The following is a 14,785-nucleotide window of genomic DNA, read 5'->3' on the forward strand; positions in this document are numbered from 1 at the left end:
ATACCTTAATTGCTTGTAAGGCGAAATTCAGGCTGTAGTGGGATGACTTAGAGGCGCCCTGCCTCAATGATGCGCTTCAGGAAGCCGCGCGTGCGCTCCATCTTCGGGGTGCCAAATATCTGTTCCGGCGGGCCTTCTTCATGCACCTGGCCTTCGTAAAGAAAGCAGACCTTGGAGGCGACTTCCTTGGCAAAGCCCATTTCGTGGGTGGCGAGCAGCATGGTCATGCCTTGGCTTGCAAGATCACGCACGATATTCAGCACTTCCGAGACAAGCTCTGGATCCAGTGCCGACGTGATCTCGTCCAGAAGCATTAGCTTCGGTTCCATCGCCAGCGCGCGCACAATGGCCACACGCTGCTGCTGGCCGCCGGAGAGGCGGTCAGGGAACGCTGTCGCCTTGGCTTCGAGGCCGATGCGCTTCAGCAGCACCATGGCCTTGGCCTCGGCTTCATCCTTCGACACGCCGAGAACCTTGCGGGGGGCGAGGGTGACATTTTCGAGCACCGACATATGCGGAAACAGGTTGTAGCTCTGGAACACAATGCCGACGCGCTGGCGCAGCTTGTTTACATCCACGCCACGGCCCGACACACGGTCACCCATCAGACGGATCTCGCCGCCCTGAATGCTTTCGAGCTGGTTGATGCAGCGCAGCAGCGTGGACTTGCCGCAACCGGATGGGCCGATCAGGCACACGACTTGATGCTCATTCACATTCAGGTCTAGCCCGCGCAGGATCTGCACCGGGCCGTAAGCCTTCTCGACCTTGGTCATTTCCAGAAATGCCATGGTCTAGCCCCCTGCCTTCATGCGGGCATTGTCACGTTCGACAAGCTTGTCCACAAGCCGCGCCTGCGGGATGGTGATGATGACGAACAGGAAGGCCACCACCGTCACCGCCGAAAGATTGAACGCGTTGGAGGCAATGATCTTGGACTGGTTGAAGGCGTCAGTCACGCCCAGCACCTGCACCAGGGCTGTATCTTTCTGCAGGCCGATAAAGTCATTCAGCAGCGGGGCCACGATGCGTCGCACGGCTTGCGGGACCACGACATGGCGCATGGTCTGCATATAGCTGAGGCCGAGGGAGCGCGATGCCATGAACTGGCTGTGGTGGATGCTTTCAATGCCGGCACGGTACACTTCGGCAACATAGGCACCATAAGTCAAAGTCAGCGCGATTACGCACCACCAGATCACATCGATGCGGACGGCAGCGGCACGTTCATGCACATCCATTGCGCTGAGATCGACAAACATGCCGACAATGGGCGTTAAAATGATTTCAGAGATTCCGGATGTCGGAATGCCAAAGCCGATGAGGTAAAGCGTCACAATGGCCGGAAGGCCGCGGAACAGATCGCAATAGGCAATCGCCAGCGCGCGGATCGGGCGGCCAGCGCGGCCGGGCGCGAGACGCGCCAGAGCAACGATCAGGCCCCAGACCAAAACCAGGATTTCAGCCACGACAAATATGAAAAGATTCTGGGTGAGGAAGCGCCAGGTTATCAGCCACCATTTGTCACGGATCAATGGCAAGCGGAAGAACGTATCGCCCACGGCCACATTGTTCATCAACACAAAGCAGACGAAGGCCAGCAGAATGAGAGCGAAGACGCCCCAGCCAAGTGTGATCTGCGCATATTCGCGCGCGTCCGCCGTTTCGATGCGGGCCTTGGTAATGTCTTTGGATGCCAGCGCCGAACGGGCGCGGCCTGCGCCAAACAGCGATTTCAGCGCCGGACGGAAAAGACTCGCCACGCAGAGAACCAGCACGGCGGCGATTGGCCAGAAGAAGCCGAACTCGGCCTGCATGTAGGAAAGCGCGTAATCAACGAGAAAAGCGGTGCCGATGGCGGCAGCGACGCAGACTGCGGCAAAGGCCACAGCGATCAGAGAGAGAAGGTCAGCCCTCTGATGGAGGGATGATGCGCCGTCAGACGGCGCATCGCTCTTGATGTCAGGTGATTTTGCCACCTTTTAGATCAGGGCTTCCAGACGGGAACCGAGGCGGGGTCTTTGCCCCAACTGGCAGCCAGATACTTGGCGCCCAGCTTGGTGATGGTTCCGTCATCCTTCATCGACTGGATGATCTTGTCGATGATGGGGTTGTTCGGGTTGCCCTTCTGGTAGATGCCGCCGTAGGTTTCGCCGGTCTGATACTGGCCGACAACCTTGTTGCCGCCCTTGCTCTCAACTTCCTGGGCGAGAACGATCGAGGTGTCGGTGATGGCGGCGTCAATCTGCTTGGCGCGCAGGGCGGCAAACATCGAGCCCTGGTCCGGATAGACTTGCGTGTTGGTGAGGCCGAGCTTGTCGGTGGCGAAGGCCATGCCGGTGGTGGATTGCTGCACGCCGACCTTCACCTTCTTGATGCTGTCTGCATCAACCGGTGCGTCGGCACGGGCGAGAACGCCAATGTCCGAGTTGAAGTAAGGTGTGGAGAAGTCGTGCACTTTCTTGCGCTCATCGGTGATCGAGATTTGCGAGAAGGCCACGTCGAAATCATGGGTCTGGCCAGCGATCAGCGGATCCCAATCGGTGTTGGCAACGACGAGCTTGTCATAGCCAGCGCGCCAGGCGATTTCGGCGGCCATGCAATATTCCATGCCGTCCTTGATGGTCTCCGGCGTGTCGCCATTCCACCAGACGGGGCCGGGCAGATTTGTTTCAACGGTGAACTGGCCGGCCTTGGCAGGCTTTTCAATTGGGAACGAACCCTTCTTTCCAGTGACTTCACAATTGCCGATCATATCGGCCGCGGTGGCCGAGACGGCCATGGCCACAAGGCCAGCAGCAGCCAGAAGTGCGAGTTTTGCAATGTTCATGATGTTTTACTCCAAAAAACTAGATGTATGGATTTAAAGCCAAAGTTGCCCCGGGTGACAAGCGAATTGTTTTCAAACCGTCGCAAGACTATGAGCCGGGAATGTCAGGCCCGTACAAAATTGCTGCCTTTTATCGGTTTGCGCCGCTGCCGGATTTTCGGGCGTTGCAGCCACCGCTGCTGGACGCACTGAAAGCCTTGGGCATTTGTGGCTCGGTGCTGCTTGCCGAAGAAGGCATCAACGGCACCATCGCTGGTCTGCCTGAAGAGATCGATCAAGCGTTGGGCGCCATCGCCAAGATTACCGCGATTTCATCTCTGGAGCCGAAATTTTCCTTCGCTGGCGACAAGCCATTCCGTCGGATGAAAGTGCGGCTGAAGAAAGAGATCGTGACCATCGGCAATGTGCGGGCCAATCCGAATGAAAAAGTCGGCACCTATGTGGAGCCCGCAGACTGGAATGCGCTGATCAGCGCGCCCGATGTGGTGGTAATCGACACCCGCAACGACTATGAATTCGGCGTGGGCACGTTCAAAGGCGCGCTTGATCCGCAAACCGAAAGCTTCAGTGAATTTCCCTTGTGGGTGCGCGAGAAGCTGAAGGCCAAGCCTGAAACGCGCATCGCCATGTTCTGCACAGGCGGCATTCGCTGCGAGAAGGCATCCGCCTTCATGTTGAATGAGGGCTTTGAGAATGTGTTTCACCTGAAGGGCGGGATTCTCAAATATCTGGAACAGGTGCCGCAGGAGCAGAGCCTGTGGGAAGGCGGCTGTTTCGTGTTTGATGAGCGCGTGGCCGTGGGCCATGGACTTGAAGTGATGGATTTCACCATGTGCCATGGCTGCCTGAAGCCGGTGTCGGCGGGAGACCGCTTGAGCCCTCTCTACGAAGAAGGCGTGTGCTGCCCTAGTTGTGCTGCGTCTCTCACACCGGAACAAAAGGCCTCCAACCGCGAACGCCAAAAGCAGGTCAACCTCGCCTCAAAGCGCGGCGCAAAACATTTGGGACCGGTGGAAGGTTAGCCTTGTCTGATTTGCCTCAATCGATGACTGAAATGGCGGAACGGGTGGTTTCTGCCCTGCCCCAGTTTCCGCGCCTGGCCGCGGTATTTCCCGCAACTTTCGCCAACACCTTCAGCACCACGCTGAAGTTAATGGAAGATGGCAGCACCTTTGTGATCACCGGTGATATTCCGGCGATGTGGCTGCGCGACAGCGCTGCGCAAGTGCGCCCCTATTTGCAGCTGGCGAAGCATGACTCGCAATTTGCAAAACTGATCGCCGGCGTGGTCAAGCGCCAGGTGGTCAATGTGCTGATTGATCCTTATGCCAATGCCTTCAACGAGGCGCCAAATGGCCATTGCTACAAGCGCGACGAGACGGATATGGGCCCGTGGATCTGGGAGCGGAAATACGAACTCGACTCGCTCTGTGCGCCCTTGCTGCTGGCGCATGACCTGTGGGCGGTGACGGGCGATGCAGGCCATATCGACCCGTTCTTCATGGCTGCGGCGCAAGTGATACTGGACACGATGGAGCGAGAGCAGCGCCACGAAAATTCATCTTACAGATTCCAGCGCGTCGATTGCCCGCCGACCGACACATTGGGCCATGATGGGCTGGGCAGCCCGGTGGGCTACACCGGCATGAGTTGGAGCGGGTTTCGTCCATCGGATGATAGCTGCCAGTATCACTATCTGGTGCCGTCCAACATGATGGCCGTGGTGGCGCTGCAGAAGCTTGCAGCCCTTCCCGTTGTCGATGCAGCTTTGAAAAGCCGTGCGCTGAAGCTCGCTGGTGAAATTCGCACTGGCATCGAAACGCATGGCAAAGTGCAGCATCCGGAGTTCGGCGAAATCTATGCCTATGAAGTGGATGGGCTCGGTAATTCCAACCTGATGGACGACGCCAATGTGCCGTCGCTGCTGGCCATGCCTTATCTCGGCTATTGCGAGCCTGATGATCCCACTTACCTTGCCACGCGCGCCTTTGCGCTGAGCGCGGCGAACCCATTCTATTTTTCAGGCGTCGCCGCGCGCGGCATCGGCAGCCCGCATACACCGCCGAACTCCATCTGGCCGATCGCGCTCTGCATGCAGGGCCTCACATCAAGCTCGCGCGCTGAACAACTGGCGTTGCTGAGCACACTGCTCGAGACTGATGGGGGCACCGGCCTGATGCATGAGAGCTTCGACAAGGATGACCCGGCTCAGTTTACGAGGCCCTGGTTTGCCTGGGCCAATTCGCTGTTCGCAGATTTCGTGATGCAGGTGGCGGGCGTTTAGCCCGTCCAGCCCAGCCCCGCCGCGATGCAGTTCATGGTGAGCAGCAGCGGCATGTTGGGCGCATCAGATGCTTTGCCATTGCTGCGGCTTTCGCGGAGCAATTTCACCTGCCACTGATTGGCCTGATCCAGCATTTCGCGCACCCGTTCGAAGCGGCGGCTGAAGGAGTTGAAGCGGGCGCACAGCACCTTGTCACCGGATAGTTCAAGGATCACTTTCGAGGTGCGCCTGTGCTCGTGACTGATCAGCGCGAACAAGCGCTCGGCATCGTTGCGGTTCTGCACCAGCGAGGCATATTGCTCGGCCACTTTCATGTCAGCGAGGAACAGTGACTTTTCCACCTCGTCGATGGCGAGCCGGAAGCCCGGCGACTTCACGAACATTTCACGCAGCAGCTTGAGGCCATCGCCGCCGCGCGCAGAGAGGAAATCATCCAGCGCATAACCAAGGCCGAACCAGCCGGTGAGCAAATGGCGGTTCTGGCTCCAGGCAAACACCCAGGGAATGGCGCGCAGATCGCTCAAGCCCTTGGCGCCGAAGCGGCGTGACGGACGCGAGCCGATCTTGAGCAGCGCCAGTTCTTCCACCGGGCTGGATTGCTGGAAATAGGTGATCAGCGCCGGGTCCTGCGCCAGTTTCTGGTAGGCGTTGAACGACATGCGCGCGATGTCTTCCACCGCCGCTTGATGCACCGGATTGAGGCGGCGTGAATCTTCCACCTTCGTCTTCAATGAATGCAGCAGCACCGCAGAGGTCAAGGTTTCCAGATTGGTTTGCGCGGTGCCGCGATTGGCGAATTTGGAAGAGACGACTTCGCCCTGCTCCGTGACGCGCATGCGGCCGCCCACAGTGCCGCCGGGTTGAGCTGCGATGGCGCGGCCTGCCGGTGCGCCGCCACGGCTCACAGAGCCGCCACGGCCATGGAAGAAGGAGATGGCAATGTCGGATTTTTCACCCACGCGGATCAACCGGCGCTGTGCCTCGAACAGTTCAAAATTGGCGCAGAAGAAGCCGCCGTCTTTGTTCGAGTCAGAGTAGCCCAACATGATTTCCTGGCAGCCGCCCGCCGCCTTCACCGAGTTCTGCACGATGGTGTTGGTCAGCAGGTCTTCCATGATGCCAGGGCCGGCGCGCAAATCGGGAATGGTTTCAAACAGCGGCACGACGCGAATGCGACAGGTCTCACAGGATGTGCTGTCGGAGAACAGGCCGGTATATTTGGCCAGAAGATAAAGCCCCAGAATGTCATCCCCACTCTGCGTCATCGACAGGATGAAGGTGCCGATGGCTTTCGGGTCCGGGCCGTCCAGTGTTTCACGGATGAGATCGAGCAGGCCAAGCAATTCCTGGGCTTCCTCGGAGAGGTCGCGGAACTTTGGCACGAAGCTCATCGGCTTCGACAGCTCACCCCTGATCCAGGCACCCCAAGCTTCGGAATGCACCGGCGGTGCATCTTCCTTGGCGAGTGGATTCATCTTGCGCCAGATTTCGGCAAGTACCCGGTTGGTGACAGTGGTGTTCTGGCGCAAATCAAGGCTGGCGGTGCGGAAGCCGAAGACCATCGCCTCCCAACGCACCGGGCGCACGATCGAAACGGCAAGGCCCGCCGCTTTCATTTCAGCCAGGGCTTCTTCGGCCTTGAGCAGCAGGCCGATCAGTTCTTCCACATTGGCCAATGGCTTGGCAGTGAGATGCGCGTCGAAGGTGGAAGCCAGGCGTTCACGCAGTGCGGTGAAATAGTGCCGGAAAGGTTCACCCACATTGCGCTGGCGCAGCGCTTCAGCGCGGCCAGTAAAGGCCAACTGATCTTCGATCAGTTTTGAGAAATCCAGCGGGATGGGCATTTCCGCCGTTGAGATCGAGATCAACTTGCTCAGCTCGCCGAGCTTCATATCGAGGCGCTCGACCGAGGCGCGGGCATTGGCATCCAGCGCACTCTTGGTGGTGGCCACGGTGACAAAGGGGTTGCCGTCGCGGTCGCCGCCGATCCAGGTGGAGAATTTGAGTGGCGGATTGATCGACAGCGCCTGCTCCGGATAGTGGCGCAGAACGGCAGCTTGCAGAAGGTCACAGACGGCAGTGGTGCGGTCAAACAGAGCGTCGCGGAAGAAGTGCAGGCCCCAGGCCACTTCGCTTTCCACCGTGGGCTTTTCGGCGCGCACTTCGCCCGTCATCCAGAGGAGATCAATTTCATTGCGCAGCTGGAACAGCAGGCCTTCGCGCTCACGCGGCGTCCACCGCGGGCTTTCGAGTTCATAGAGCTTCAGATAAATGCGGCGGTGGATTTCCAGCACGGTGACGCGCTTGGCCTCGGTCGGATGCGCGGTGATGGTGGGGCCGATGTCGAGAATGCTCAACATCTTCTGCAACGCCTCGCCGGTCACGCCACTGGCGGCGGCCTGCGCCACAGATTGCGAGAGCGAGCCGCCGACGGAATCCGGGCCGGCCTGCTTTTCCACGCTGCGGCGGTTGCGGATCGCGGCGTTTTCTTCCGCGATGTTCATCAGCTGCAGCCAGATGCCGATCACCTGCAAGGCATGCTCGACCAGATGCGGCGGGATGGCATCGGCACCGGTGGCATTATCGAGGATGGAAAGCACTTCCGGTTCGCGGGTTTTGATCACCTGCCGCAACAGGTCGCGCAGCAGGGCGGTCAGCTCATCAATGTAATTGGTATCTTCCACAGGCGCCGGGGAAATCTTGTTCATCAGGAATTTGTGCGCCGCAACATTACGGGAGTCAAGAGTGCTGCATTTGCGTGGGCGATGACAAACCGTTAAGGAGCGCGCCATGTTGATGATTTCTGAAATTACCTACCGGATTGGCGGGCGGCTTTTGCTGGAAGATGCCTCTGCCGTGATCCCGGCCGGGCACAAGGTGGGCCTGGTGGGGCGCAATGGCACGGGCAAATCAACCCTGCTCAAATTGATTCTGGGCGAAATCGCTGCGGAATCCGGCGAAACCTCGGTGCCGCGCAATGCCAAGATCGGCACGGTAGCGCAGGAAGCGCCGGGCGGCGAGGAAAGCCTGCTCGATGTAGTGATGGCGGGCGACAAGGAACGCGCCGCTCTCATGGAAGAATCGCTGACCGCGCATGACCCGCACCGGATTGCCGAAATTCAAACCCGGCTGGCCGACATCGACGCCTATTCGGCGGAGGCGCGTGCGGCGACGATTTTGTCTGGCCTCGGCTTTTCGGAAGAAGTGATGCGCGGGCCCTGCTCGGCACTGTCCGGCGGCTGGCGCATGCGCGTGGCTTTGGCGGCGGCCCTGTTCGGCGCGCCTGACGTTCTGCTGCTCGACGAGCCCACCAACTATCTCGATCTGGAAGGCACAATCTGGCTGCAGTCCTACATCCGCGATTATCCGCATACTATTCTGTTGGTCAGCCATGACCGTGATCTGCTGAACGTGGCGGTGAATGCCATCCTGCATCTCGATGGGCAGAAGCTCACGCTCTATCAGGGCGATTACGACACGTTCGAGCGTCAGCGCCGTGAAAAGCAGGCACTGAATGCCAAGATGAAAAAGAAGCAAGACGACCAGCGCGCGCATATGCAGGCGTTTGTTGATCGCTTCAAGGCCAAGGCGTCGAAGGCACGCCAGGCGCAAAGCCGCATGAAGGCGCTCGCCAAGCTGGAGCCGATTGCCGACATGGTGGAAAACCGTGTGGCACCCTTCATCTTTCCGAACCCGCAGAAGCAGCTGGCACCGCCCGCCTATTCCTTCGACAAATGCGGCGTGGGCTATGGCGAACGCGTTGTGTTGCGCAATATCTCGCTGCGCATGGACCCGGATGACCGCATCGCGCTGCTCGGCTCCAACGGCAATGGCAAATCCACTTTTGCGAAACTGCTGATCGGCCAATTGAAACCAATGCTGGGCGAAATGCATCATCATTCGCGCATCACCATTGGTTACTTTGCTCAACACCAACTGGATGAAGTGGACGAGAACCGCACGCCGTTTGAATATGTATCAAGCCTGATGCCCGATGCGCCGGTGGCACAGCGGCGCGCCAAGCTGGGTGCCGTCGGCTTCGGCGCGCATCTGGCCGACAGCAAATGCGGCACGCTTTCGGGCGGTGAGAAGGCGCGGCTGCTGTTCTTCCTTGCCACCTTCCATGCGCCGCATATTCTGGTGATGGACGAACCCACCAACCATCTGGATATCGATAGCCGCGAAGCGCTGATCCTGGCGATAAATGATTATGAAGGTGCTGTGGTGCTGATTTCGCATGATCGCCATATCATTGAAACTTGTGCGGACCGCCTGTGGCTGGTGCGCGACGGCACGGTGGCGCCTTATGACGGCGACATGGATGACTACACCAATCTCGTTTTGGGCCGTGATGCCTATGTGAAGAAGGCTGCAGCGCCCAAGGCCGTGAAGGTGGAGCCTTCGCCCAGCGCCAAGAAGCAGGCCGTGGTTCTTGATGGCAAGATCGAAAAGCTGCGCGAGAAGATTAACATTCTAGATGCTGCATTGGCTGATCACACGATCTATGCCGAGGCGCCGAAGAAGGCTGCTGACTTTGCCAAGCTGCGCCGGCAGCTGTCGGCTGAACTCGATGAGCTGGAAACGCTCTGGCTGGTGGCGGAGGGGGCATGACTTTCAGCGCGCTCAGCATTCTTGCACTTGCAATCTTCATCAGCGCCTATGTGCTGGTGATGCTGGAAGAGGTGATCCACCTCAAGAAGTCGAAGCCTGTTGTGGTCGCTGCCGGTTTGATCTGGCTGGTGATTGGCCTGGCGCATCCCGGCGCGCATGATCTTGAAGAAGCGGCAAGCCATCTGCTGGCTGAATATGGCGCGCTGTTCCTGTTCCTGCTGGTGGCTATCACCTATGTGAACACGCTGGAAGAACGGCGCGTGTTTGATGCGCTGCGGGTGAAGCTCGTGCAATCCGGCCTGTCATATCGTGGGCTCTATTGGTTGATCGGCGTTTTGTCCTTCCTTTTGTCAGGTGTTCTCGACAATCTCACCACCACGCTCGTTATGGGTGCGATTGCGCTGGTGGTCGGCAAGGGTGCTCCTCGTTTCCTGGCCGTCACATGCGTGTCCATCGTGGTTGCGGCCAATGCGGGCGGCGCCTTCTCGCCCTTTGGTGACATCACCACGCTGATGGTGTGGCAGAAGGGCAAGGTGGCCTTCTTTGAGTTCTTTGACCTTTTTGTGCCCTCGGTAATCAACTGGCTGGTGCCCGCAGTGCTCATGGGCCTTGCGATGGAACGTGGCGCGCCTTCGGCGAAGGTCGATGCAGTGCGCATGAAGCCCGGCTCCATCGGCGTGATGGTTCTGTTTGCGATTTCGATCGCGTTGGCCATTTCTTTCCACAGCGTGCTCGGCCTGCCTCCTGCGCTGGGCATGATGTTGGGCCTCGGTCTGTTGCAGCTCTGGGCTTACTATTTGCAGCGCGCCGCCAAGCGCAGTGGCAATGGCGACATGGTGCTGGATGCCTTCCGCCAGATTGAAAGGGTGGAATGGGATACGCTGCTGTTCTTCTTCGGCATCATCTTCGCAGTGGGGGGCTTGGGCTATCTCGGCTGGCTGGGCTTGGCCAATACCACGCTCTATGGGCAGTTCGGGCCGACCACAGCGAATATCGTGATCGGGCTTTTGTCGGCGGTGCTCGACAATATTCCGCTCATGTATGCGGTGCTGGCGATGGACCCGGCGATGAGCCACGGCCAGTGGCTGTTGATCACGCTGACCTGCGGCGTGGGCGGCAGCCTGCTTGCTGTGGGTTCAGCCGCCGGTGTGGCACTGATGGCGATTGCGGGCGAACACTATGGTGTCATCAAGCACCTGAAATGGAGTTGGGCGATTTTACTTGGCTATGCTGCCAGCATCGGCACCCATCTCATGCTCAACGCATCGCTGTTCTAGGCGACCTGCCCGGCTTCCCAGCCCATGATGGCCTTTTTGCGCGTCAGGCCCCAGTGATAGCCAGTGAGCGCGCCGCTCTTGCCGATCACCCGGTGGCAGGGCACCACGAAGGAAATCGGGTTGCGGCCCACGGCAGCGCCCACGGCGCGCGCCGCCAGCGGCTTGCCCAGATTGGCGGCGATGTCACCGTAGGACACGGCCTTGCCGCAGGGAATCTTGAGCAGCGTTTCCCATACACGGATTTCGAAATCACTGCCGATCATGGTGATGCGCAAGGGTTGCCCATCGCGGATATTGCCAAACACGCGGGCCACATAAGGCGCGGTGCGGGCTGAATCCTCCGTGTACTGAGCATTGGGCCAGCGGCGCATCATGTCTTCCAGCGCTGCTTTCTCGCCGCCTTGATCAGCGAAGGAAAGCCCGCACAGGCCGTGCTCCGTCACCATCGCCAGCGCGATGCCGAAGGGCGATGGGTGGAAGCCGTAGTAGATCGCCAGCCCTGCCCCCTTGGCCTTGTAAGCCCCGGGTGACATCGCTTCATGCGCGATGAAAAGATCATGCAGGCGGCCCGGGCCAGAGAGGCCGGAATCAAGTGCTGCATCAAGGATCGAGGCCGAGTCTTTCAACAGATTGCGGGCGTGATCCAGCGTCAGCGCCTGCAGGAAGGCCTTGGGCGTGAGGCCTGCCCAGCGGGTGAAGAGCTTTTGCAAAGCGTCTTCGCTGAGGCCAACAGGTGCAGCCAGCTCGGCCAGTGAGGGTTGATCGCGCCAGTCGCTGGTTAGATGTTCCAGAACTGAGCGGACCTTTGCGTAATCGTCGAGGGGGGATGTGTTTTCCATGATCAGAAACTAGGCGTGCGGCGGGAATGATTCCACCCGGTTTACGCTCAAGTCAAATCTTCGGACGCACCAATGCGGCCTGCAAGCGTTTTGCCAAAGCCGCGCGTTCCTCAGCACCCAGGAAGCTTGCGATCTCGAACTTTTTGCCGTGCGAGACGATAAACAGCCGGCCCGTCAATTCGCGCTCTTCATCACGCTCCAGCTCAATTCGAATCCAGCGGCGGTTGAAGTTGCGGCGGATTTCGCCCTTCCGGCTGCTGTGGATCACGAAGACCTCGTCGCCCTCAAAGATGATCTGCTCGCTCTGCGCGGCACTTCTGTTGTTGAGCGCGAAGGCCACAAAAACCAGCACCACATCCAGCCCGAGAAAACCGAAGACCGGCCAGGCATGCAGCGACCAGAAGAAAATGCCGATGACGAGGTTGGAGGTAATCACCGCGCCCAACACCACGCGCAAGCCAAAGCGGCTCAAAGACCGGTGTGGATAAAGCGTGACGCTGAAACTGTCGGCTTTTGCGTTGGCCATCACATAGGCATAAGACGAGTGGACGTTGCCGCCAAGAAATGAAAATGCATGCCTGCCCGGATGAAACCAGCACAGATCGAAGAAATGTTCCGGCGCTTTCAGGCGGCCAATCCGGAGCCAAAGGGCGAGCTGCATTCGGTCAATGATTTCACTTTTCTGGTCGCGGTGGTGCTTTCGGCGCAAGCCACTGATGCGGGCGTGAACAAGGCGACGAAGCCGCTATTTGCGAAAGTCGATACGCCGGAGAAAATGCTGGCTTTGGGCGAGGATGGTTTGCGCGAGGCGATCAAGACCATCGGGTTGTTTCGCGGCAAGGCCAAGAATGTAATCGCGCTCTCCAAGGCGCTGGTCGAAGCGCATGGCAGCAAGGTGCCTTCCTCGCGCGATGCGCTGGAGCTGTTGCCCGGCGTGGGCCGCAAGACGGCCAATGTGGTGTTGAACATCGTGTTCGGCGAGCCGACGATTGCGGTGGATACGCATCTGTTCCGCCTGGGCAACCGGCTGGGCATTGCGCCGGGCAAGACGGTGCTGGAGGTGGAATTGAAGCTGCTGAAAGTGGTGCCGAAGCCCTATCTGCGCCATGCCCATCATTGGCTGATCCTACATGGGCGGTATATCTGCAAGGCACGGAAGCCGGATTGCTGGCGGTGCATTGTCGAGGATCTGTGCCCGTTCAAGCCGAAGACGCCAGCGCCGGGGTGATTACTTCCCGCCTTTGAAGAAATGCAGAAAGTAGCTCGTCGCGAAAACAGGTGTGACGAAATTGAGGAAGGGCACCATGGCGAGCGCACCGGGGATGATTCCCGCAATCCAGACGCGCAGGGCATTGTCGCGGCGCAGGGTTCGCGCCTGTTCCAGCGGCATGTAACGCGCCGCTGCCATTTCGAAATATTCGCGCGAGATCAGATAGGAATTTGCCGCGAGGATGAGTGCCGCGCCGAAGCCGCCGAAGAAGACCAGAGGCAGCACCACGATGTTGATGCCCAGAGCCAGTGCGGCAAATTTCAACGCCAGAAAAAATCCGGTGATGGCGGTCAAAGGTTTGCCCGGGCGGTCCGATGGATAGTGGCGCTTCTCCACCTTCTCATTGATCGAATCCTGAAACAGACCGGCGAACAAAGCCGTGACCGGAGCCATCAGGAAAAAGAAAGCAGCAAAGAGGCCAAGCCCCGTTGCTACCTGGAGCGTGGTGAGCAGCCACGGCCATGGAATCAGCGTTACAAAGGACAACGCGAATTCGATGCCGAACCACAGGGCGGCAAACAGCACGATGGAAAGCGCGATCGATTTCCACAGCATGCCGCGCAGCTCGGGCGAGGTGATGTCATTGATGGCGTTGAACAGGGCTTTCAGCATCGCGCATAGCTAGGAAGTGCCAGTTGTTTCCGCAAGGGCGATCCGCTAGGGAAAGCCCATGAATATGAAAGAATTTGACGTACTGACCATCGGCAATGCCATTGTCGATGTGATTGCCAAGGTCGATGATGGCTTTGTGGTGCGCGAGAAGCTGGTGAAGGGTTCGATGAACCTGATCGACGAGCCGCGCGCCGAACAGCTTTATGGCGTGATGGGCCCGGCGGCGGAAACCTCCGGCGGTTCAGCCGGCAACACCGCCGCAGGCGTCGCCAGCTTCGGCGGCAAGGCTGCCTATTTTGGCAAGGTCAAGGAAGACCAACTCGGCGCGATCTATGCGCATGACATGAAATCCATCGGCGTGCATTTTGCTACGCCCAAGGCCAAGGACGGCCCGGCCACGGCGCGCTCCTTCATTCTGGTGACGCCGGATGGCGAACGCACGATGAACACTTATCTCGGCGCTTGCGTGAACCTCTCGCCTGCCGATGTGGATGCAGAAGTCGTGAGGGCCGCCAAGGTCACTTATATGGAAGGCTATTTGTGGGACAAGGATCAGGCCAAGGATGCGTTCCGCGCCGCTGCCAAGATTGCCCATGAAGCGGGGCGGATGACCTCGATCACGCTGTCGGATTCCTTCTGCGTGGAACGGCACCGCGATTCATTTCTCGATCTGATCAAGGGCTCCATCGACATCGTTTTCGCCAATGAGAGCGAGATCAAGTCGCTCTACAAGACGCAGAATTTTGATGGCGCTGCTGATGCGATCAGCAAGCATTGCCCGCTGGCGGTTCTCACCCGTTCGGAAAAAGGATGCATCGTGGTGAAGGGCAAGGAGCGTGTCACCGTGCCGGCCCATCCGGTCGACAAAGTTGTCGATGTGACGGGCGCTGGCGATCTGTTTGCATCGGGCTTCCTGTTCGGCCATACGCGCGGCCTGCCGCTTCGCCAATGCGCCGCCTTGGGTTCGCTGGCGGCGGCTGAAGTAATTTCCCATACGGGTGCGAGGCCCGAAACCAATTTGCTGAAACTTGCCCAATCCAACGGGCTGATCTGAAAGGTTCT

13 protein-coding genes are annotated in these 14,785 nt (G+C 59.0%); 6 read left to right on the forward strand and 7 right to left on the reverse strand.

What is annotated here, in order from left to right; translation table 11 throughout:
* Positions 1 to 47: 47 nt before the first annotated feature.
* Genes F8B91_RS06665 through F8B91_RS06675 form a run of 3 tightly spaced genes read right to left on the reverse strand, consistent with a single transcriptional unit; the run spans position 48 to position 2,830 of the window.
* The gene (locus F8B91_RS06665; protein WP_196502895.1) at positions 48 to 791 is read right to left on the reverse strand and encodes an amino acid ABC transporter ATP-binding protein; all 744 of its coding nucleotides are present in this window, start codon (positions 789 to 791) and stop codon (positions 48 to 50) included.
* A gap of 3 nt (positions 792 to 794) precedes the next feature.
* Entirely contained in the window at positions 795 to 1,979 is a 1,185-nt protein-coding gene (locus tag F8B91_RS06670) for an amino acid ABC transporter permease (protein ID WP_348641723.1), read from the reverse strand.
* An 8-nt stretch (positions 1,980 to 1,987) separates the two neighbouring features.
* Complete coding sequence (locus F8B91_RS06675) at positions 1,988 to 2,830, reverse strand: ABC transporter substrate-binding protein (RefSeq protein WP_196502896.1); 843 nt, start codon at positions 2,828 to 2,830, stop codon at positions 1,988 to 1,990.
* 101 nt (positions 2,831 to 2,931) lie between these two features.
* Here F8B91_RS06675 and F8B91_RS06680 point away from each other — a divergent pair, with 101 nt between their 5' ends.
* Both F8B91_RS06680 and F8B91_RS06685 read left to right on the forward strand, forming a co-directional pair.
* Positions 2,932 to 3,852, forward strand: coding sequence for a rhodanese-related sulfurtransferase (locus tag F8B91_RS06680; RefSeq protein WP_196502897.1), 921 nt, complete (start codon positions 2,932 to 2,934; stop codon positions 3,850 to 3,852).
* 2 nt (positions 3,853 to 3,854) lie between these two features.
* A complete protein-coding gene (locus tag F8B91_RS06685) occupies positions 3,855 to 5,114 on the forward strand; it encodes a glycoside hydrolase family 125 protein (RefSeq protein WP_196502898.1) in 1,260 nt (419 codons plus the stop codon).
* Here the strand turns inward: F8B91_RS06685 and F8B91_RS06690 are convergent.
* A complete protein-coding gene (locus F8B91_RS06690) occupies positions 5,111 to 7,822 on the reverse strand; it encodes a phosphoenolpyruvate carboxylase (RefSeq protein WP_196502899.1) in 2,712 nt (903 codons plus the stop codon). The genes F8B91_RS06685 and F8B91_RS06690 overlap by 4 nt on opposite strands.
* 82 nt (positions 7,823 to 7,904) lie before the next feature.
* On the opposite strand from F8B91_RS06690, the gene F8B91_RS06695 reads away from it, so the two are divergent.
* Positions 7,905 to 9,725 (forward strand): ABC-F family ATP-binding cassette domain-containing protein, encoded by a 1,821-nt coding sequence (locus F8B91_RS06695; protein ID WP_196502900.1) that lies wholly within the window; start codon positions 7,905 to 7,907, stop codon positions 9,723 to 9,725.
* On the forward strand, positions 9,722 to 11,002 hold the full coding sequence (gene nhaD / locus F8B91_RS06700) for a sodium:proton antiporter NhaD (RefSeq protein WP_196502901.1): 1,281 nt from the start codon (positions 9,722 to 9,724) through the stop codon (positions 11,000 to 11,002). Before F8B91_RS06695 ends, nhaD begins: the two co-directional genes overlap by 4 nt.
* Here the strand turns inward: nhaD and F8B91_RS06705 are convergent.
* A complete protein-coding gene (locus F8B91_RS06705) occupies positions 10,999 to 11,841 on the reverse strand; it encodes a bifunctional helix-turn-helix domain-containing protein/methylated-DNA--[protein]-cysteine S-methyltransferase (protein ID WP_196502902.1) in 843 nt (280 codons plus the stop codon). The two genes, nhaD and F8B91_RS06705, sit on opposite strands and share 4 nt — an antisense overlap.
* 52 nt (positions 11,842 to 11,893) lie before the next feature.
* Positions 11,894 to 12,367 (reverse strand): DUF2244 domain-containing protein, encoded by a 474-nt coding sequence (locus F8B91_RS06710; protein ID WP_196502903.1) that lies wholly within the window; start codon positions 12,365 to 12,367, stop codon positions 11,894 to 11,896.
* A gap of 48 nt (positions 12,368 to 12,415) precedes the next feature.
* Here F8B91_RS06710 and nth point away from each other — a divergent pair, with 48 nt between their 5' ends.
* Positions 12,416 to 13,069, forward strand: a complete 654-nt coding sequence (nth, locus tag F8B91_RS06715; RefSeq protein WP_196502904.1) for an endonuclease III — start codon at positions 12,416 to 12,418, stop codon at positions 13,067 to 13,069.
* On the opposite strand, the gene F8B91_RS06720 is transcribed toward nth, so the two are convergent.
* Positions 13,070 to 13,723 carry an EI24 domain-containing protein gene (locus F8B91_RS06720; RefSeq protein WP_196502905.1) on the reverse strand — a complete coding sequence of 218 codons (654 nt, stop codon included), beginning with the start codon at positions 13,721 to 13,723 and terminating at the stop codon, positions 13,070 to 13,072.
* Positions 13,724 to 13,787: 64 nt separating this feature from the next.
* Here F8B91_RS06720 and F8B91_RS06725 point away from each other — a divergent pair, with 64 nt between their 5' ends.
* Complete coding sequence (locus F8B91_RS06725) at positions 13,788 to 14,777, forward strand: adenosine kinase (RefSeq protein ID WP_196503918.1); 990 nt, start codon at positions 13,788 to 13,790, stop codon at positions 14,775 to 14,777.
* The last annotated feature ends 8 nt before the right edge of the window (positions 14,778 to 14,785 follow it).

This window comes from Aestuariivirga litoralis (assembly GCF_015714715.1).
In the GTDB taxonomy this organism is placed as follows: Bacteria; Pseudomonadota; Alphaproteobacteria; order Rhizobiales; family Aestuariivirgaceae; genus Aestuariivirga; species Aestuariivirga litoralis_A.